At 35.0% G+C, this 21,081-nt stretch carries 14 protein-coding genes; 11 read left to right on the top strand and 3 right to left on the bottom strand.

The window, feature by feature from the left end; translation table 11 throughout:
* Positions 1-10: 10 nt before the first annotated feature.
* Genes GQ47_RS22805 through GQ47_RS05120 form a run of 3 tightly spaced genes read right to left on the bottom strand, consistent with a single transcriptional unit; the run spans position 11 to position 5,700 of the window.
* Positions 11-1,111 (bottom strand): SusE domain-containing protein, encoded by a 1,101-nt coding sequence (locus GQ47_RS22805; protein ID WP_051951369.1) that lies wholly within the window; start codon positions 1,109-1,111, stop codon positions 11-13.
* A 33-nt stretch (positions 1,112-1,144) separates the two neighbouring features.
* Entirely contained in the window at positions 1,145-2,740 is a 1,596-nt protein-coding gene (locus GQ47_RS05115; protein WP_035645822.1) for a RagB/SusD family nutrient uptake outer membrane protein, read from the bottom strand.
* A gap of 17 nt (positions 2,741-2,757) precedes the next feature.
* A complete protein-coding gene (locus GQ47_RS05120) occupies positions 2,758-5,700 on the bottom strand; it encodes a SusC/RagA family TonB-linked outer membrane protein (RefSeq protein ID WP_035645824.1) in 2,943 nt (980 codons plus the stop codon).
* A gap of 235 nt (positions 5,701-5,935) precedes the next feature.
* On the opposite strand from GQ47_RS05120, the gene GQ47_RS05125 reads away from it, so the two are divergent.
* From GQ47_RS05125 to GQ47_RS05175, 11 genes are all read left to right on the top strand, one after another.
* A complete protein-coding gene (locus tag GQ47_RS05125) occupies positions 5,936-6,967 on the top strand; it encodes a LacI family DNA-binding transcriptional regulator (protein ID WP_035645827.1) in 1,032 nt (343 codons plus the stop codon).
* A 175-nt stretch (positions 6,968-7,142) separates the two neighbouring features.
* The gene (locus GQ47_RS05130) at positions 7,143-8,660 is read left to right on the top strand and encodes an MFS transporter (protein ID WP_035645830.1); all 1,518 of its coding nucleotides are present in this window, start codon (positions 7,143-7,145) and stop codon (positions 8,658-8,660) included.
* A complete protein-coding gene (pgmB, locus tag GQ47_RS05135; RefSeq protein ID WP_035645833.1) occupies positions 8,653-9,309 on the top strand; it encodes a beta-phosphoglucomutase in 657 nt (218 codons plus the stop codon). Before GQ47_RS05130 ends, pgmB begins: the two co-directional genes overlap by 8 nt.
* Positions 9,310-9,451: 142 nt before the next feature.
* A complete protein-coding gene (locus GQ47_RS05140; protein ID WP_035645836.1) occupies positions 9,452-11,755 on the top strand; it encodes a glycoside hydrolase family 65 protein in 2,304 nt (767 codons plus the stop codon).
* A gap of 28 nt (positions 11,756-11,783) precedes the next feature.
* On the top strand, positions 11,784-13,898 hold the full coding sequence (locus GQ47_RS05145; protein ID WP_035645839.1) for a glycoside hydrolase family 97 protein: 2,115 nt from the start codon (positions 11,784-11,786) through the stop codon (positions 13,896-13,898).
* A 168-nt stretch (positions 13,899-14,066) separates the two neighbouring features.
* Entirely contained in the window at positions 14,067-15,929 is a 1,863-nt protein-coding gene (locus GQ47_RS05150) for a glycoside hydrolase family 13 protein (RefSeq protein ID WP_035645842.1), read from the top strand.
* 128 nt (positions 15,930-16,057) lie between these two features.
* On the top strand, positions 16,058-17,719 hold the full coding sequence (locus GQ47_RS05155) for an alpha-amylase family glycosyl hydrolase (RefSeq protein ID WP_035645846.1): 1,662 nt from the start codon (positions 16,058-16,060) through the stop codon (positions 17,717-17,719).
* 155 nt (positions 17,720-17,874) lie between these two features.
* On the top strand, positions 17,875-18,552 hold the full coding sequence (locus GQ47_RS05160) for a glycerophosphodiester phosphodiesterase (RefSeq protein ID WP_035645848.1): 678 nt from the start codon (positions 17,875-17,877) through the stop codon (positions 18,550-18,552).
* A gap of 79 nt (positions 18,553-18,631) precedes the next feature.
* Positions 18,632-19,840: a BaiN/RdsA family NAD(P)/FAD-dependent oxidoreductase gene (locus GQ47_RS05165; RefSeq protein ID WP_035646826.1), complete on the top strand. Its 1,209-nt coding sequence runs from the start codon at positions 18,632-18,634 to the stop codon at positions 19,838-19,840.
* Positions 19,841-19,846: 6 nt separating this feature from the next.
* A complete protein-coding gene (locus GQ47_RS05170; protein WP_035645853.1) occupies positions 19,847-20,494 on the top strand; it encodes an HAD family hydrolase in 648 nt (215 codons plus the stop codon).
* Between the two features lie 3 nt (positions 20,495-20,497).
* Complete coding sequence (locus tag GQ47_RS05175; RefSeq protein ID WP_035645855.1) at positions 20,498-21,070, top strand: Crp/Fnr family transcriptional regulator; 573 nt, start codon at positions 20,498-20,500, stop codon at positions 21,068-21,070.
* Positions 21,071-21,081 lie beyond the last annotated feature (11 nt).

Genomic DNA, 21,081 nt, shown 5'->3' on the forward strand with positions numbered 1-21,081 from the left:
TTTCAACTTATTATTGTTTTACCATAGTATAAGTGTAATTTCTTGGATTACTTAAGTCTAAAGTAATTAAGAATTTTCCAGCAGTAGTACCAATATTTGTCCCTCCTTCTTCTAGAGTACTATTAGCTCCTGTATCTCCAAAGTTAAGATCCCAGTTACCGTTTGCTCTAAATTTCAAACCATTATCTGGAGCAGACTGAGCAGTTAAAGTTACAGTAACTGTCCATTTTTTTGTAGCAGGATCATACGCCATTGGAGTATCAGCATCCCATCCTCCTGGAGTTGCATTACCAATAATTCCCCAAGTTGTTTTTAATGTAGCGATTGATAATTTTGCAGGATCAGTATCTGCCTTAATTCTATAATATCCTGGAGTAGTGATTCCAAGATTTTTAGCATCTCCTGCTGAACTTAATGTACCAGCTGTAGCGCCAGCTCCATAGTTTGTACCTCCCCAACCTGCTTCAGTAGACAATTTGTATCCTTTTCCATCTTGTGTTGGATCTTGCGCAGTTGCAAAATATACATAACCTTCAAAAGCAGTTTTTCCATAACCTTCAGCAATTAATGTTGGAGCAGAAGAATGTGTCCAATCTGAACCATAACCACTTGTGCTTTGGTATCCACCAGGAACCCATAATTTTGGAGTCTCAGTAGTGTAAGGAGTTACTACGATTCCAACAACATTTGAATACATAACATTTGTACTCACAGTCGATTTTACTCTCACTTCAAAATCACCAGCAACAAACGGTGTTGCGCTTAATGCTAAAGCTCCGCTGTTTAATTTGCCAACTGAAACTGAAACTTGATTTTGAGATTTTACAGTTCCTAATTCTTTAGGAGTTTTGAAACTGTTTCCTTTTTTATCCATTTCAACTGTATAAGTAATTTCAACATCTCCACCGTAATTTGCTGAATTCCATGTGAAACGCTCCGCTTGAGCATCGGCTGCTTCAGGTTTCAATACATATGCTGCACCACTTTGAGGAGCAGTTAAAACTGGAGAATCAACTCCTTCGATCACAGGTCTATCTTGTACATCTTCAACGCTGCATGATATTGCAACTAGTGCTAATAAAGCGATTAATGATTTAGTTATATTTTTCATTTGTGGTATTTTTTAATTCGTTAGTCAGTTAGTTTAGTATCCAGGATTTTGTTTTAAATTTTGATTTGCCCCTAAAGCTCCCGCAGGAATTGGGAATAAATCTCTGTAAGATTGTGTTGAAGTACCTCCAGCCACATTTCCTTTCCAAGGCCATAGGTATGAACCGCCACTGAATTTTCCAAAACGGATCAAATCTGTTCTTCTGTGTCCTTCCCAGTAAAGCTCTCTTCCTCTTTCATCTAAGATAAAGTTCAAATTAAGATCAGTTTGAGTAATAATATTTGCTTTTGCTCTTGTTCTTAAAGCATTTACATAAGTCGTTGCAGTAGCCAAGCTTCCGCCTGCACCTCTAACAACACACTCAGCATACATTAAGTAAGCATCTGCAAGTCTGAAGATTGGAAAATCAGTATCTGCAAAGTTCCCTGCTTTATCTGATCCTTGAACACCATTAACATCAACATTTTTAAATTTCATAATCGCATATCCATCAGTAAAGTTTCCAATGTTTGCAATTTCTTTAGTTTGTCCGTTTGTATAGAACTGAGAACGAGTATCTGTAGTAACAGCTGGAAACTTGTCAACAAAAGCCGAAGTTGTTCTAATACCTCCCCAACCTCCGTTGATACCATATTCAGATGCCACCATACTTCCACCAACTGGAGCGTGAACTAAGAATGTTGTACCTCCATAAGTTTGAGTGTGAATTCCATCAAAACCAATTGCAAAAATAAATTCTTTCTGCGCACCATTTTTATCATTATCAGCTAAGAATAACTGATTGTAGTTATTATGAAGCGTATAACCTGAATTGATTACTTTATCAATTAAAGGAAGTGCTTCAGCATAATGATCTGTACCAATATAAACTTTTGCGTTCATATATAATTTAGCATGCAACATCCAAGCTGCAGCCTGATCAATACGATACGCCTCATTTGTTTTTGGCGTTTTCAACAACGGCTCAATTGCAGTAAGCTCTTCATCAATAAATTTATATATCTCAGCTCTTGAAGCATATTCTGGGTAGTAGAATGTTGTTGGAGAATCTTCTGTTACGATTGATCCTGCTCCAAAAGTATCTACTAAATGCCAGTATGTCATTGCTCTTAAAAAACGAGCTTCTGCACGAAATGCTTTAATATCATTCAATAATGCTGCATCTGTTATTCCTCTTGAAGCTAATTTTGCATCTGTTGTTTGTCTTAAAAACTCATTACAGTTTACAATCTGGAAAGAAAAACGTGCAAAAGTTGCTGCAATAAATGAATCTGCAGATGACCACGTTTGTGAATGGAAATCTTTGATTGTTCCGTCATTCCAAGCAATAACAGCTTCGTCAGTTGTTAATTCTTGCATCATCCAAAATCCTCTGATATATTGACTTGTACCCTCATCAATTCCAGAAATATCAGGGCTTCCTGCAGGTCCTTGCTGACCAGTTGTAGCAAATCCTGCGTATAATTTTGATAAATTTTGCTTGTATGATGCTGGATCTTTAAATAGCTCATCAGCACTAACAGAATCCCCATTGTCCGGTGATTGGTTTAAATCGTCTGTACATGATGAAACTAGCATCGTCATCATAAACAAAGAAATACCTAATAATTTTATTTGTATCTTTTTCATTATTCTTGTTATTTGAATTAGAAGTTAGCGTTTAGTCCTAACATGAAAGTAATTGGTCTTGGATAGATATTATTATCAATACCATTAGAAATCTCAGGATTTAAACCTTCATATTTCGTAATTGTCAAAACATTTTGTGCTGATGCAGTTAATTTTAACATTGAAATACCTTTAATTTTTTGATTGAAAGTATATCCAACTGTAACGTTATCCAATTTCACAAAAGATGCATCTTGTACATAGTAATCAGATTTTAATTGGAAATTACTTCCTTGTTTGAAACCTGTTTCTAAAAGATTCTCAACACCATTTGATAAATCATTTTGTCTGATTAAGATGTTATTATATGTACCATTCCCTGAATCTACGTTATTGTACATATAGTTGCCCCAAGAACCTCTCCAGTTCATAGAGAAATCCCAGTTTTTGTAATTCAAGGTTGTATAAAATCCGTAAAACACATCGGCTGCTGGTTTATGAAAACGATACATATCATCTTCATTTACAACTCCATCTTTATTGCGGTCAATAAAAACACCATCAATTGGTTTTCCTGCAGAATCATAAGCTTGCTCAAATACATAGAATGAATTTGGTGCATAACCTACCTGATTGTTTTGAATTTTATTTCCTGTTCCTCCTGATATATTATCTCCTGCTTCTAATCCAGGAGTATTATCCTGAGTTGTAGTTAATTTTGTGATTTTTGAATTTTGGAATGTAATATTTCCACCAATTCTCCATTCTAAATTATCTTTTTTAACCGCAACTACTTCACCAGATAACTCAATACCTTTGTTTTTAAGACTACCAACATTGTAATTATCATAATTAGAAAATCCGAAGAAAGCAGGATTTTGAGTATACAATAACAAGTCATCTGTAGTTCTTTCATAAACATCTGCAGTACCTGTAAATCTGTTATTGAAAAGAGCAAAATCCAATCCAACGTTAATTGTAGTTGTCTCTTCCCATTTCAGGTTGCTATTATAAGGTTGTGGTCTGTAAGTTGTATAGAACGTATTTCCAATTTGATATTGAGCTGCATTATTTGATGCTAAATACAATGGAATAGATGGATAAGCACTTCCGATATTTTGCTGACCTGTGATACCCCATCCTCCTCTTAATTTTAAAGAGTTGATGCTTGAAACGTCTTTTAAGAAATTTTCCTCATTTAATTTCCATGCAACAGAAACAGCTGGGAAATTTGACCAACGATATTGTTCTGTAAATCTAGAAGTCCCATCACGTCTTAAAGAAACAGTTGCTAAATACTTATCTGCTACTGTGAAATTAGCTCTACCAAAGAATGACTGTAAGTTAATATGTGTTGGAGTAAACAACTCTACTGTATTTACATCATTTTCAAAATTATAGTTTGATTTGTTTTTTTCTTCTCTAAAATCCTGATAAGTATAACCACCAGTTACATCGATCTGAGTTTTAATATCTTCGAACAATTTATTGTAATTCAAATACAAGTCCATTAACTTGTTATTTCTCTTCTCTATATTTACATAAGAATTATTGTATCCAGAACCTTTCAATCCAAATAAATAGTCTGCATTAGTTCCACCAAAACCTCTACCGCTCATTTGATCGTAACCTAAATTTACTGTAGCTTTTAATTCTGGCAAAAAGTGCATTTTATAGTCTAACTGGATGTTTCCAATACTTCTATTAAAAGTTCCTAAATTATTTTGTTGGTTAATAAGCGCCAGTGGATTTTTTCCTGCCAATTGGTTAAACTCTGTTGGAGATGTCATCCATTGGAAATAAGTTCCATCAGCATTTTTTACAGACTGAGTTGGGTCAAAACCTACAGCTGCTCCAACTGCTCCTGTATTACTATAATTACTGTTAATTACAGATGTATTGTTGTTTACTTGAACTTTCAAATGTTTGTCAAAAAAGTCACCAGTTAACGAAACTCCTAAAGTTGTTCTTTCAAAATTATCTCTTAATAAAACACCATTTAAGTTCGTATATCCTACAGAAGCTCTATAAGCAATATTATCAGATCCTCCACTTGCAGAGATGTTTTGATCAGTACCCATAGCTGTTCTATAAATTTCATCTTGCCAGTTTGTGTTAGCTTGCCCCATTGCAGCAATTTGAGACGCACTTCCATTAGCATTTACAAAATCTCTAAATTGTCCGCTTGATAAAGCATCTACTTGCTGTGTTACTTCTGAAACTTGAAAGTTACCGTTGTAACTTACTTTAATATCTCCAGATTTTCCTTTTTTAGTAGTAATAATAATCACCCCATTAGAAGCTCTAGACCCATAAATAGCTGTTGCAGAAGCATCTTTTAAAACAGTCATCGATTCGATATCATTTTGGTTGATTGTAGATAAAGGATTTCTTCCTCCTTCTACTCCTCCATTTGCAACAGGAATACCATCAATTACATATAATGGATCATTGTTTGCACTAAGAGAAGATCCGCTACGGATTCTTACAATCGGATCAGCTCCTGGAGAACCACCTCCATTAATAATCTGCAAACCAGCCACTCTACCTTGAATCATTTGATCTGCAGAGGTTACCGGCCCTTTATTAAAATCTTTTGCACCTAAAACGGTTACAGCTCCTGTTGCATCTTTTTTCTTAACGGTACCGTAACCTACTTGTACAACAACCTCTTTAAGCTGGTTTGTATCTTCTTCAAGAGAAATGCTTACAGTTTTTTGTCCAGAAAAAGTAACAGTATTGCTTACATATCCAATAAATGACACAACAATTTTATCACCATTCTTTAAATTTGGCAATTGAAATTTTCCGTCAAAATCTGTAGAAGTACCTGCTTTAGAGCCTTGTACATTTACATTTACTCCCGGAATCGGCTGTCCTGTTGCCTTATCGACAACAGTTCCATTTAATGTGCTTTGAGCTAACACAGTAAACGGCAGCAGTAGGAATAAAAATAACAACTTTTTGTAAATTGTTTTCATACTTTTTGTTTAAATTAGTTTGAGTTTGTGATTGTTAGTTAAGTTTTTAATTTTACTTCGAATTTCAAAATTATGAATTTATTAACACGAACAACCGGTGGCAATTTTTATTGGTTTACGAAAACGTGGTAGTGTTGAAAACTTTCTATTTTTTGTAATCTTTTAAGTCAAAAATTGCCAATACCAAAAATATTAACCAACTTTATTATCAATTAGATTTTTTCCAAAAAACACTATGAAACGCAAAATAACCCTAAAACAGATAGCAAAGGAACTTGACGTATCTATTTCAACTGTCTCAAAATCACTTAGAAACAGTCTTGAAATAGGTGAAGAAACACGTCTAAAAGTTCAGGCTTTTGCTAAGTTTTACAACTATAAACCCAACAATATTGCCCTTAGTTTAAAAAACCGAAAAACCAAAAGTATTGGCATTATCATCCCAGAAATTGTACACCATTTTTTCTCTACTGTAATCAATGGTGTAGAGCAAGTTGCCAATGAACATGGGTATAGTGTAGTAATCTGTTTATCAGATGATTCTTTTGATAAAGAAGTATTAAATATGGAGATGTTAGCCAACGGAAGTATCGATGGTTTTATCATGTCACTTTCTAAAGAAACACAATTTAAAGGCGACTTTCACCATATTACTGAAGTCATAAATCAAGGAATGCCAGTGGTTATGTTTGATCGTGTAACCAATGATATTTTGTGCGATAAAGTTATAATTGACGACAAAGCTGCTGCATATGAAGCCGTTCAGAGCCTGATTGACAACGGACGAAAAAAGATTGCTCTAGTAACAACGGTTGATTATGTAAGCGTTGGAAAACTAAGAACAGACGGTTACGAAAAAGCACTTTTAGACAACGGAATTCCATTCAATGAAGATCTAATAATTAAAATTGAAGACGTAGACACCTGCGAAATAACTATTTCTGAACTTTTGCACGCCAGAGCTTTCGATGCTGTTTTCGCAGTAAATGAGCTTTTTGCGGTAACAATTATCAAAACTGCATCAAAAATGGGATTGAAAGTTCCTGAAGATTTAGCTGTAATTGCATTTACTGACGGAATTATTTCAAAATATTCCACTCCAAGTATTACAACCGTAAGTCAGAGTGGTGAAAAAATGGGAAATAAAGCAGCCAAAATGCTTATTGAAAGACTTGAAGCCGAACATGACGATGACGAAGAAGAAAACGAAAATTATACTACAGAAGTCATAGAAACTCATCTTATAAAAAGAGAATCTACTGACTAATTTTCTTAAAATCAACACATTCTAAAGCCATAAAAAATATTTATGGCTTTTTTATTAGCTTAAATAAAAAAATAATTTATACTTTTACGCCCGTCAAGGCTTTTAGTTTTACTTCGAAAGAAACAAAGTTTTGATAAGCAAAGCGCTTATCGTATAATTTTTTCAAATTACGATAATGGAAAAGCGTAAATTAAGTTTCTGGGAAATTTGGAACATGAGTTTCGGTTTCTTAGGAATACAATTTGGTTTTGCACTGCAAAACGCAAATACTTCAAGAATTTTTGAAACCCTTGGTGCTAAAATAGATGAAATCCCAATTTTGTGGATTGCTGCGCCTGTTTCAGGTTTAATTATTCAGCCCGTTATTGGTTATTTCAGTGACAGAACCTGGACTCGTTTAGGCAGACGTCGCCCCTATTTTTTAATTGGAGCTATTTTGTCTTCAATTGCATTATTCATTATGCCCAACTCTCCAACTTTATGGATTGCTGCGGGAACTTTATGGATAATGGATGCGTCAATAAACGTTTCAATGGAACCATTTCGCGCTTTTGTTGGCGATAATTTGCCCGACCATCAGCGTGCTTTAGGTTTTGTAATGCAGAGTTTTTTCATTGGTACCGGCGCCGTTGTAGGTTCTGTTTTGCCTTATCTCTTCACAAATGTTTTCGATGTTAGCAATGTTGCTCCAAAAGGAATTATTCCGGATGCCGTAAAATGGTCGTTCTACATTGGCGGAATCGTTTTTCTGCTTTCCGTATTATGGACTGTTTTCAAAACAACCGAATATACGCCTGAAGAACTTCACGCATTCGAAGCAAATAGCAAAAAAGATGTAGAAAAAGATGCTGATTCAGAAATAGAATCTGGAGTTTCTACAAAAAAACAATTGCTTTTAGGAGTATTGTTTGCAGGTATTGGCGGATTAATTTCATTTCTAATTTTCGAAAACAGCCTTGCAAAAGAATTATATATTCTTTTTGTAGGTCTAATTTTCATGGGCGTTTTATTTGTAATTGCATCTCAATTACGAACTAAAAAAGTTCAAAATGGTTTTACCATAATCATGACCGATTTATTGAATATGCCAAGAACGATGCAAAAATTGGCTTGGGTTCAGTTTTTTTCATGGTTTGCGCTTTTCTCTATGTGGATTTACACCACACAAGCCGTTACACAACACATTTTTGGCACTACAGATACTACTTCAAAAGTATACAATGATGCTGCCGACTGGGTTTCTGTTTTATTCACAGTTTATAACGGTGTCGCTGCAGCTGTAGCTTTCTTATTACCAGTTATTGCAAAAAAAGTAGGCGTTAGAGCAACACATTTATTAGCATTATGTGCTGGAGGTGTTGGTTTAATTTCGATTTATTTTATTGGTGATAAGCAAATGCTTATCCTTCCAATGTTGGGAGTTGGTATTGCCTGGGCAAGTATTTTATCAATGCCTTATGCCATGTTATCTGGTGCTTTGCCAGCAGCAAAAATGGGCTATTACATGGGAGTTTTCAACTTTTTTGTAGTAATTCCACAAATTGTAGCCGCGACGATATTAGGATTTGTAATTAAACAATTCTTTCATAATGAACCTATTTATGCTCTAATAATTGGAGGTATATCCATGATTTTCGCAGGATTATTGACTCTTAGAGTAAATAGTAAAACTAAAATTGAAATCCATGAATAATAAAAAAGCATTCATCTTCGATCTTGATGGAGTGATCGTTGATACCGCTAAATACCACTTTTTAGCTTGGCAAAAAATTGCCCAGTCATTAAATATAAATTTTACACATGAAGACAACGAACTTTTAAAAGGCGTAAGCCGAGTTCGTTCTTTAGATATTATACTTGGATTAGGAAATGTTCAGGCTTCGCAAGAAGACAAAGACAAATGGCTGATTCAAAAAAACGAAGATTATTTATCTTATTTAGTTGACATGGATGAAAGTGAGATTCTTCCAGGAGTTTTTAAAATTCTACAACTATTAAAAGATTTAAATCAAGGAATTGCATTGGGCTCTGCCAGTAAAAATGCAAGACCTATTTTAGAGAAAACAGGAATTCTGTCTTACTTCGATGTTATTGTTGACGGAAATGACGTTACCAATGCAAAACCAGATCCTGAAGTTTTCTTAAAAGCGGCTCAATTATTACATATTGATCCAAAAAATTCAATTGTATTTGAGGATTCTGTTGCCGGAATTCAGGCAGCAAATATTGCAGAAATGGTAAGTGTTGGAATTGGTGAGGAAACAATTTTACATGAAGCTGATCATATTTTTAAAGATTTTACCCAAATCACACCAGGCTTTATTGAGAAATTAATCAGATAATTAGAAAATGTGTCAATGAGATAAATAGTCTCACCGACAAATATTCTAATGCTGCAATTACTCAAATGAATGTAAAAAGTTAATAAGAACCAAGGCAATTATCTAATTATCAAATTGCCGTATTTTCTAATTTAAAGAAAAGATGAACCAAGATTATATAAAACCAGACAATTGGTCTATTATTGAAGAAGGATTTGATGCGGAGCGAGTAAAATCTTCTGAAAGTCTTTTTAGTATCGGGAACGGCGCTATGGGACAACGCGCCAATTTTGAAGAAACCTATTCAGCAGAAACTTTCCAAGGAAGTTACATCGCTGGAATTTACTATCCGGACAAAACAAAAGTGGGCTGGTGGAAAAACGGTTATCCGAAATATTTTGCCAAAGTATTAAACGCTCCAAACTGGATTGGAATTGACATTGAAATCAACGAAGAAAATCTTGATTTAAATACATGTACCGAAGTTAGAAATTTCCGCAGAGAGCTGAATATGAAAGAAGGATGGTACAATCGTTCTTTTGAAGCTGTTCTCAAAAACGGAACTGAAATCGCAGTTAACGTTCGTCGTTTTCTTTCGTTAGATTTAGACGAAGCCGGAATTATCAAATACGATATTACACCTTTAAACAAAGATGCAAAAATCGTTTACAAACCTTACGTTGACGCCGGTGTTACTAATGAAGACGCTAACTGGGATGAAAAATTCTGGGAACCGCTTGAAGTAAAAAAAGGTACAAACGAAGCTTTCGTAACCGCTCAAACGTTCAAAACGCATTTTAAAGTTACGACTTTCATGCACAATACGATTTTGGCAAATGGAGAAAACATCAACGTTTCGCCATCGACAATCGACTCCACAACAGATAAAGTTCAATATACTTACGGAACTATTATTGCAAAAGGACAAACCTCATCAATTCAAAAAATTGGTGGATATAGCGTTTCTTTAAACCACGAAAACACTTTGGCTGGAGCCGAAAAAGTAATCAAATCTGCTGTTGCTTTAGGATACGATGCTTTGCTTCAAAATCAAATTGAAGCTTGGGCAAAAATCTGGGAAATGTCAGATATTACTATTGAAGGCGATGTAAAAGCACAACAAGGAATTCGTTTCAACATCTTCCAATTAAACCAAACGTATTCAGGAAAAGATTCTCGTTTAAATATCGGTCCAAAAGGATTTACTGGAGAAAAATACGGCGGATCTACATATTGGGATACTGAAGCTTATTGTATTCCGTTTTACATGGCGACAAAAGATCAGCAGGTTGCGAGAAACTTGTTAACTTACCGTTACAACCAATTAGACAAAGCAATTGAAAATGCTAAAGACAATTTAGGTTTCAAAAACGGCGCAGCATTGTATCCAATGGTAACCATGAATGGTGAAGAATGTCACAACGAATGGGAAATCACACATGAAGAAATCCACAGAAATGGAGCGATTGCTTTTGCGATCTACAACTATTACCGTTACACAGGCGATTACTCTTATATTCCAGAAAAAGGTTTAGAAGTTTTAATCGGAATTGCGCGTTTCTGGCACCAGAGAGCATCTTTTTCTAAAGATAAAAATCAATATGTAATTCTTGGAGTTACAGGTCCAAACGAATACGAAAACAACATCAACAATAATTTCTACACCAACTATATTGCAAAATGGTGTATTGATTTTGCTGCAGAACAAATTGAAAAAGTAGCTTCAGAATATCCTGCAGATCACAAACGCATTTTAGAAAAAGTAAGCCTTTCGGTGAATGAAATTCAGGAATGGAAAAAAGTGGCTAACAACATGTACTTTCCGGTTTCTAAAGAACTTGGAATTTATTTACAGCAAGATGGTTTCTTAGACAAAGATTTAGTTCCGGTAAAAGATTTAGATCGTTCGCAACGCCCAATCAACCAAAAATGGTCTTGGGATCGTGTATTACGTTCACCATATATTAAACAAGCTGATGTTTTACAAGGTTTTTATTTCTTCGAAGATCATTTTTCGAAAGAAGAATTAAAACGCAATTTTGAATTCTATGAATCATTTACGGTTCACGAAAGTTCGCTTTCGCCTTGCGTTCACTCGATTCAGGCTGCTGCATTAGATAAAATGGATATGGCATATACATTTTATTTAAGAACTTCTCGTTTGGATTTAGACGATTATAACAAAGAAGTGGAAGAAGGTTGTCATATCACGTCAATGGCCGGTACATGGATGAGTATCGTGGAAGGCTTTGGAGGAATGCGTGTTAAAAATGACCAGCTTCATTTCTCTCCAAAAATCCCAAAAGAATGGAAAGGTTACTCTTTTAAAATTAATTTCAGAAACCAAATTTTAAAAGTAGCTGTAAATCATAATGAAACAACTTTTACTGTAGATGGCGATCACGATTTAACAATTATCGTTAACGGAAATCCTGTAATTGCAAGTAAATTTGTACAAATAAATTAAATTACAATACTCTAAAAATCTAAAAAACATGAAAAACTTATTTTTCGCAAGTTTAATTTTGTTTGCGTTCAGCACGGTTGCAAAAGCGCAGCAATTAAAATCACCCGAAGGCAAGTTCGTAATGGAATTTTCTCTTCAAAACGATGGAACTCCAACGTACAATTTAAAATACAAAAACAAAGAAGTTGTAAAAACCAGTAAATTAGGTCTAGAACTTAAAGATGACAAAAAATCTTTATTGAACGATTTTACAGTTGTTGATACAAAAACTTCGACTTTTGATGAAACTTGGAAACCGGTTTGGGGAGAAGTAGATCACATCAGAAATCATTATAATGAAATGGCAGTTACTTTAAATCAAAAAGGAACTGACAGACAGATTATAATTCGTTTCCGTTTATTTGAGGACGGACTTGGATTTAGATATGAATTCCCAGCGCAAAAGAATCTTACTTATTTCGTAATTAAAGAAGAAAGATCTCAATTTGCTATGACTGGAGATCATACTGCTTTCTGGATTCCGGGCGATTATGATACTCAGGAATACGATTATACAAAATCGAAATTATCTGAAATCAGAGGTTTGTCTCAAAAAGCGTATACAGCAAACGTTTCGCAAAAATCTTTTTCTCCAACAGGAGTTCAGACTTCTTTGATGTTAAAAACTGCTGACGGAATCTACATCAACTTGCACGAAGCAGCTTTGATCAACTATTCTTGTATGCACCTGAATCTTGATGACAAAAACTTAGTTTTCGAATCTTGGTTAACGCCAGATGCAAAAGGAGATAAAGGTTATATGCAAGCGCCAAGTCACTCGCCTTGGAGAACGATTATGGTAAGCGATGACGCGAGAGATATTTTAGCTTCAAAAATGACTTTAAACTTAAATGACCCTTCAAAAATTGATGATACTTCTTGGATTAAACCAGTAAAATACGTTGGTGTTTGGTGGGAAATGATTACAGGAAAAAGCTCTTGGTCGTACACAAATGATTTTCCAACGGTTCAATTGGGAGTTTCTGATTTCTCAAAAGCAAAACCAAGTGGAACGCACGGTGCAAACAATGCTAACGTAAAAAAATACATTGATTTTGCTGCTGCGAATGGTTTCGACGCTGTTTTGGTTGAAGGATGGAACGAAGGCTGGGAAGACTGGTTTGGACATTCAAAAGATTATGTTTTTGATTTCTTAACTCCTTACCCAGATTTTGATGTAAAAGGTTTGCATGAATATGCAAAATCAAAAGGTGTAAAAATCATCATGCACCATGAAACTTCAGGTTCTGTTCGCAACTACGAGCGTCACATGGATGCTGCTTACAAATTCATGAAAGACAATGGGTATGATGCTGTAAAAAGCGGTTACGTTGGAGATATTTTGCCTCGCGGTGAAAACCACTACGATCAATGGATTGTAAACCATTATCAATATGCAATTGAAAAAGCAGCTGATTATAAAATTATGGTGAATGCTCACGAAGCAGTTCGTCCAACGGGAATCTGCAGAACATATCCGAACTTAATTGGAAACGAAGCCGCAAGAGGAACAGAATACCAAGCTTTTGGAGGTTCTAAACCAAATCACGTAACGGTTTTACCATTTACACGTTTAATAGGTGGACCAATGGATTATACTCCGGGAATCTTCGAAATGGATATCAGCAAAATGAATCCGGATAACAAATCGCATGTAAACAGTACAATTTGTAACCAATTAGCTTTATACGTTACGATGTATAGCCCGTTACAAATGGCTGCAGATACTCCTGAAAACTACAACCGTTTTCCAGATGCATTCCAATTTATTAAAGATGTGGCTGTAGACTGGTCAGAAAGTAAATATATTGAAGCTGAACCAGGAGATTTTATCACGGTTGCCCGTAAAGCAAAAGGAACAAACAACTGGTTTATTGGAAACGTAAACGGAGAAACGCCTCGTACATCAAACATCGATTTCAGTTTCCTTGAAAAAGGTAAAAAATACACTGCAACAATTTATGCTGATGCAAAAGATGCGCATTACAAGACAAATCCGCAAGCTTATACAATTAAGAAAATTGCTGTTACAAACAAATCAAAATTATCTCAATTATCTGCTCCTGGCGGAGGTTATGCAATCAGCATAATTGAAACGAAATAATTTTTTTAAAGACAAGTAATTTTCCCCAATATTACTTGTCTTTTTTTTAATCTTATTTAGTTGTCCTGCAAGGTTTTTCAAACCTTGTAGGTCTTCTAAAACTTTACTCAATTCATACCTACAAGGTTTGAAAAACCTTGCAGGAAATCGAACTAAAAAGAAAAAACTATGAATAATCTAAAAATTAACCACACATTCTACAAATTAATCCTAATGGTTTTGCTGTTTTCCGCTTCCGCGAAAGCGCAAATCCAAAAAGTAGAACCGCCATTTTGGTACGCCGGAATGAAAAATCCGGAACTACAGATTATGTTCTACGGAAAAAATATCGCACAATATGAAGCTTCGGTTTCAAATAATGTAGTGATCAAAAATGTAGAAAAAACTGAAAATCCAAATTACCTTTTCGTAACAATTGATACACAAAATATCAAAGCTTCTGAATTGGTTTTCTCTTTCAAAAACAATAACAAAGTCGCTTTTACGCAGAAATATTCGCTAAAAGAAAGAAGAGCAAATTCGGCAGACCGAAAAAGTTACGATGCATCGGATTTGATTTACTTAATCATGCCGGATCGTTTTGCTAATGGAAATCCGAAAAACGACAGCGATGCCGTTTTAACTGAAAAAGGAAACCGCGCAGAACCGGGAGGACGCCACGGCGGTGATATCGAAGGAATCATCAAAAACCTAGATTATATTTCGTCTCTTGGTGCAACGACAATCTGGAGTACGCCTTTATGCGAAGACAACGACAAACAACATTCGTATCATGGCTACGCACAGTCAGACGTTTACAAAATAGATCCGCGTTATGGAACGAACGAAGATTACGTTCGCTTGTCCTCAGAAATGCATAAAAAAAACATGAAACTGGTTATGGATTATGTGACCAATCACTGGGGAATTACCCATTGGATGATCAAAGATTTGCCAACTAAATCATGGATCAATCAATTCGAAAATTATACCCAAACGCATCACCGACGCGAAGTAATTACAGATATCCACGCTTCTAAAACAGATCAGGAAGTTTGTGTTGACGGTTGGTTCGTTCCTTCTATGCCAGACTTGAATTTGAGAAATCCTTTAGTGGCAAAATACTTAACGCAAAATGCCATTTGGTGGATTGAATTTGCTAATCTTGACGGATTTAGAGTTGATACTTATAATTATTCGGATAAAATGGCTATGGCAAATTGGGCAAAGTCAATTACAGATGAATATCCAAATTTTAATATTGTGGGTGAAATATGGATGCACAATCAGGCGAATTTAGCTTTTTGGCAGAAAGACAGTAAAATTGGTGCGATTGAAAACTACAATTCAAATCTTCCAAGTGTAATGGATTTTACGCTTCAAAGCCAAGTTACTTCTGCTTTCAACGAAGATCAACCAAATTGGGACAGTGGGTTAATTAAATTCTACAACAATTTTGCAATGGATTTTTTATATCCAGACACCAACAATATTTTGGTTTTTGCCGAAAATCATGACACAGATCGTATGAACGATAAGTTCAAATATGATTTACCAAAATACAAACTGGCGATGACTTTATTGGCAACAATTCGCGGAATTCCGCAAGTGTATTACGGTTCAGAAATTGGAATGGGCGGTGACAAAGGCAAAGGCGATGCCGATATTCGTCAAGATTTTCCAGGCGGATGGGCTGGCGACAAAAATAATGCTTTTACAGCATCAGGAAGAACAACGCAACAAGCGCAATTTTTTGATTTTACTGCAAAATTATTCAACTGGAGAAAAACAAACGAAGCGGTTCATTTCGGGAAAATGACACATTATATTCCAGAAAACAATACTTATGTTTATTTCAGATATACAGATGCTAAAACGGTAATGGTGGTTTTCAACAACAATGCAAAAGAGCAGGTTGTAAAAACAAATCGTTTTAAAGAAAACATCAAAAACTTTAAATCAGGAAAAGATGTTATAACAGGCAAAACATTTGATTTAGCCACTGAAATTACTTTAGAACCAAAATCAGCATTGGTTTTAGAATTGGAATAAAAACGAAATCCGTTTAATTTTTTCCGCCACGAATTCACGAATTATTTTTTGACAATCTTTGAAAATAAAAATTCGTGAATTCGTGGCTATTCTTTTCAACACAATCCATCCTAAATTATTCTAAAATAATGAAAAAATACACTTTCCTTTTTTTATCTTTAGTATACTTAACAATGAGTTGTTCTGGCTCAAAATCAGTTACAATGAATAACACTTCGAAAACACCTTTCGTTTGGGAAGGAGCAAATGTTTATTTTTTACTTACAGATCGTTTTTATAACGGAGACACTTCAAACGATGTCAATTTTAACCGAACCAAAACTCCCGGAAAATTACGCGGATTTGAAGGTGGTGACATCATTGGAATTACCAAAAAAATCGAATCAGGATATTTTGAAAAATTAGGAATAAATGCCATTTGGCTTACGCCGATTGTCGAACAAATTCACGATGGCGTCGACGAAGGAACCGGACTCAGTTATGGTTTTCACGGCTATTGGGCAAAAGACTGGACGGCTTTAGATCCGAACTTTGGAACAAAAGAAGATTTAGCAAAATTGGTTAAAAAAGCACACGAAAAAGGCATCCGAATAATTCTTGATGGCGTAATAAATCATACTGGACCAGTTACTCCGGAAGATCCCGTTTGGCCTTCAGACTGGGTAAGAACCGGCGTTGTCTGCGATTACAAATCATTCGAAAACACTACAATGTGTACTTTGGTTGACAATCTTCCGGATGTTAGAACAGAAAGTACGCAGGAAGTTGCGCTCCCTCCTTTTTTAATCGAAAAATGGAAAAAAGAAGGCCGTTATGAAAAAGAAACTGCTTCGCTTGACGAATTCTTCAAAAGAACAAAGTATCCAAGAACGCCAAAATATTATATCATAAAATGGCTAACAGATTATATTGTAGAATTTGGCGTTGATGGCTACCGCGGAGACACCGTAAAACATACCGACGAAAACGTTTGGGCCGATTTTAAAAAAGAATGCGATTATGCTTTTGAAACCTGGAAAAAACATCATCCGTTGGAAGTTTTAGATCAAAATCCGTTTTATACTATTGCTGAAGTTTACGGTTACGGAATCAGCGGTGGGCAGGATTATGATTTTGGAGACCGAAAAGTAAATTATTTTCAGAATGGTTTCAACAGCATGATCAATTTTGAATTTAAATGGAACGCTGCTCAAAACGATTACGAAGGTTTATTTTCTAAATATTCGAATCATTTAAATAATGACTTAAAAGGATATTCTGTCCTTAACTATATGTCTTCGCACGATGACGGTCAGCCTTTTGATGCAAATCGTGTAAAAGGTATAGAAGCTGGAACCAAATTGTTGCTTTCCCCTGGAATGTCTCAAGTTTATTATGGCGACGAGTCAAATCGTTCTTTAGTAGTTGAAGGCACTCAAGGCGATGCAACCTTACGTTCTAACATGAATTGGGATGCTATTCAAAATAATCCTGAAACCCAAAAAACACTTTTGCATTGGCAGAAATTAGGTCAATTTAGAAGAAATCATCCAGCCGTTGGAGCAGGAATTCACAATCTGATTAATGCCAATCCTTACACTTTTTCGAGAATATTTACAAAAGGCGTTTTTACAGATAAAGTAATCATGGGAGTAGATTTACCAAAAGGGAGAAAAGAACTTCCTGTTGGCGATATCTTTCCAAACGGAACCAAATTAAAAGATACCTACTCCAATCAAAATACAGAAGTTATTGATGGGAAAGTGATTATCGACAGTGAATTTGACATCGTTTTACTCGAACTGATTTAACCGCAAAGGTCGCAAAGTTTTTTAGCCACAAATTCACGAATTATTTTTAAAATCTTTGAGAATAAAATTCGTGAATTCGTGGCTATTTAATTTTCACTAATTTATTTGCGAACCTTGCGCAAAACTTTGCGACCTTTGCGGTTAAACTTCATACAATGTTAAAGATTGCCCATCGCGGTGCGAAAGCCTACGAACCTGAAAATACTTTACAAGCATTTCAGAAAGCTTTAGATTTAAATTCAGACGGAATTGAACTCGACGTTCACTTAAGCGTTGATGGCCATGTAATAGTAATTCACGACGAAACTATTGATAAAATAACCAATGGTAAAGGCGCTGTAAATTCATTTTCTTTGCAGGAACTAAAATCTTTTTCAATTGCTGAAAAACATCAAATTCCTACTTTAAAAGAAGTTTTTGATTTAGTCAATAAAAAATGTTTCATCAATATCGAATTAAAAAGTGCCGCTGCTTTAACAAAAGTAGTTTCTTTAATAGATGAATATGTTTCTGAAAAAGGCTGGAATTACGAACATTTCATTGTTTCTAGTTTTGATTGGAATGCGCTTTTGGAAGTTCATAATTTAGATTCAAAAATCCCAATTGGCGTTTTAACAGAAACCGATCTAAATTTAGCTTTGGCTTTCGCCGAAACTATAAAAGCAAAAGCGATTCATCCATATTATCATTTATTGACGGAGGAAAATACTCTGCAATTGCAAGAAAAAGGATTTCTAGTTTTGCCATGGACAGTAAATATAGAAGAAGACATTCAAAAAATAAAAAGTTATAAAGTAAACGGAATCATCACTGATCTCCCAGACAAAATATAAGACAGCCACGAATTCACGAATTTTTACTCGCAAAGATTATCAAAAAATAATTCGTGAATTCGTGGCTAAAAACAAAAATATGATCAAAAATTTCGACATCATCATCGTTGGCGGAGGCGCTGCAGGTTTTTTTACAGCGATTAATATTGCAGAGAAAAATCCGAAACTAAAAATTGCCATTTTAGAAAGAGGGAAAGAAGTCCTTTCTAAAGTTCGCGTTTCCGGAGGCGGGCGATGCAATGTGACACACGCTTGTTTTGAACCCAACGAATTGGTTAAATTTTATCCGAGAGGAGAAAAAGAACTTCGAGGTCCTTTTCATCAGTTTTGTTCTGGCGATACAATCGAATGGTTCGAAAAACATGGCGTAGAATTAAAAATTGAAGAAGACGGCAGAATGTTTCCGGTTTCAAATTCATCACAAACCATAATTGATTGCTTCTTAAAAACAACTGAAAAACTAGGCATAAAAGTATTGACTGGACAAAGTGTGCAATCCATTTTCAAAAAAGAAAATCACTGGAAAATTGATACACAAACTGATAATTATGCTACCGGAAAATTAGTTATGGCAACGGGAAGCAATCCTAAAATTTGGGAAATGCTTCAGGAACACGGGCACGCAATTATAAGTCCTGTCCCTTCCCTATTTACTTTTAACATCAAGGATTCCAGAATTAAAGAATTGCCTGGCGTTGCTGCCCAAGTTACGGTTAACGTAAAAGATACAAAACTCGAATCGACTGGTCCTTTATTAATCACGCATTGGGGAATGAGTGGACCTGCGATTCTAAAACTTTCGGCTTGGGGAGCGCGTATTTTACACGATAAAAATTATCAGTTTACTATTTTCGTGAATTGGTTAAATGATGTTGATACCGAAAATGCCGAGAAAATCCTAAAAGATTTAAAACAAGAACACGCTAAAAAAGCGGTTTCTAAAAAATCGCCTTTTGATTTTCCAAATCGTTTGTGGGAAAGTTTAGTTCTAGCAGCTGAGATTGAAACTGAAACCAAATGGGCGGATTTATCTAAAATTCAATTGCAGAATTTAGCTTCTCAGCTTACAAAGGCAAAATTTCAGGTAAATGGAAAAAGCACTTTCAAAGAAGAATTTGTAACTGCCGGCGGAATCGATTTAAAAGAAATCAACTTCAAAACTATGGAAAGCAAAATTCACGAAAACCTTTATTTTGCTGGCGAAATTATAAATATCGACGCTATAACGGGAGGATTTAATTTTCAAAATGCCTGGACAAGCGGGTTTATTTTGGCTCAAAATATTTAATACAAAATGAAATATAAAGGAATTATTTTTGATTTAGACGGAACGTTAGTAGACTCATTACATGATATTTCAGATGCGATGAACATCGTTCTTAAAGGTCTAAATTACCCAACTCACACTTACGAAACGTATCAATATTTTATTGGGAGCGGTTTACGAAATTTGGTCAGTAAAGCTTTACCAGCTACAAATAATTCTGAGAATGATATTGAAGTTTCTTTCGAAAATATGGTTCGTGAATATCGCAAAATTTGCACGATTAAAACAAAACCGTACGACGGAATTGTCGAATTATTAGACAATTTGAATTCACAAAATATCAAATTAGCGGTTTTCTCCAACAAAGCAGATGAATTGACCAAGAAAATAGCATCAGAACTATTTCCTGATTATTTTGATACCGCAGTTGGTTTAAGCAGTGAAGAACTTAAAAAACCAAATCCGTTTGAAGCTGTGGCAATAAGTAAAAACTGGAATTTAAAACCTGAAGAGATTCTTTTTGTAGGAGATTCTGATATTGATATGCAAACGGCAATAAATGCCAATATGTTTCCGGTTGGAGTTTCCTGGGGTTACAGAACAGAAGAGGAATTGAAATCTAGCGGGGCAAAAATGGTTATTAATAATGCTTCGGAATTAATCGAAATATTATAAATCATGAATTCTTCATTACAAAAACAAATACTATCGATTGCTTCGTTTTCTGAAAATGAAATCGAAAAAATCGATTCTTGTTTTGAATATGAAAGTTTTACGGCTAAAGATTTTCTTTCTTCAATGGGAAAAATCAGCAATAAGATTTTCTTTATTGTTGAAGGTTTAGCACGAGTTTATTACTTAAAAGATGGAAAAGAAATCACCACTTATTTAAGTTGTGACGAGGGTTTTATTGCTTCATATTCAAGTTTCATTAATCAGACAAAATCTTTTGAAAATATTCAATGTATTGAAGATTGTGAAGTCTTTTCGATTACTTTCGAAAAAATGCAATATTTATACTCCGAAATTCCGAATTGGGAACGCATTGGAAGAATCCTCGCCGAGCAGAATTACCTTTGTATGGCTGATCGTGTTTTAAAATTGCAGATGATTCCGGCAAAAGAAAAATACCTTACTTTTCTGGAATCGGCGCCAGCCAAAATAATCCAACGCACTCCATTAATTTATATCGCTTCTTTTCTCGGAATTACGCCCGAATCTTTGAGCCGAATTCGCCAAAGCATTTCTTAACATTTATCAAG

The sequence above is a fragment of the Flavobacterium sp. ASV13 genome, from assembly GCF_000745775.1.
Taxonomy (GTDB): Bacteria; Bacteroidota; Bacteroidia; order Flavobacteriales; family Flavobacteriaceae; genus Flavobacterium.

Excerpts from the sequence above, each read along its gene's own strand:
- GQ47_RS05140 (WP_035645836.1), top strand. The coding sequence starts at position 9,452 with ATGAACCAAGATTATATAAAACCAGACAATTGGTCTATTATTGAAGAA.
- GQ47_RS05150 (WP_035645842.1), top strand. The coding sequence starts at position 14,067 with ATGAATAATCTAAAAATTAACCACACATTCTACAAATTAATCCTAATG.
- GQ47_RS05130 (WP_035645830.1), top strand. The coding sequence starts at position 7,143 with ATGGAAAAGCGTAAATTAAGTTTCTGGGAAATTTGGAACATGAGTTTC.
- GQ47_RS05115 (WP_035645822.1), bottom strand. The coding sequence starts at position 2,740 with ATGAAAAAGATACAAATAAAATTATTAGGTATTTCTTTGTTTATGATG.
- GQ47_RS05125 (WP_035645827.1), top strand. The coding sequence starts at position 5,936 with ATGAAACGCAAAATAACCCTAAAACAGATAGCAAAGGAACTTGACGTA.
- GQ47_RS05175 (WP_035645855.1), top strand. The coding sequence starts at position 20,498 with ATGAATTCTTCATTACAAAAACAAATACTATCGATTGCTTCGTTTTCT.
- GQ47_RS05120 (WP_035645824.1), bottom strand. The coding sequence starts at position 5,700 with ATGAAAACAATTTACAAAAAGTTGTTATTTTTATTCCTACTGCTGCCG.
- GQ47_RS05155 (WP_035645846.1), top strand. The coding sequence starts at position 16,058 with ATGAAAAAATACACTTTCCTTTTTTTATCTTTAGTATACTTAACAATG.
- pgmB (WP_035645833.1), top strand. The coding sequence starts at position 8,653 with ATGAATAATAAAAAAGCATTCATCTTCGATCTTGATGGAGTGATCGTT.
- GQ47_RS05160 (WP_035645848.1), top strand. The coding sequence starts at position 17,875 with ATGTTAAAGATTGCCCATCGCGGTGCGAAAGCCTACGAACCTGAAAAT.
- GQ47_RS22805 (WP_051951369.1), bottom strand. The coding sequence starts at position 1,111 with ATGAAAAATATAACTAAATCATTAATCGCTTTATTAGCACTAGTTGCA.
- GQ47_RS05145 (WP_035645839.1), top strand. The coding sequence starts at position 11,784 with ATGAAAAACTTATTTTTCGCAAGTTTAATTTTGTTTGCGTTCAGCACG.
- GQ47_RS05165 (WP_035646826.1), top strand. The coding sequence starts at position 18,632 with ATGATCAAAAATTTCGACATCATCATCGTTGGCGGAGGCGCTGCAGGT.
- GQ47_RS05170 (WP_035645853.1), top strand. The coding sequence starts at position 19,847 with ATGAAATATAAAGGAATTATTTTTGATTTAGACGGAACGTTAGTAGAC.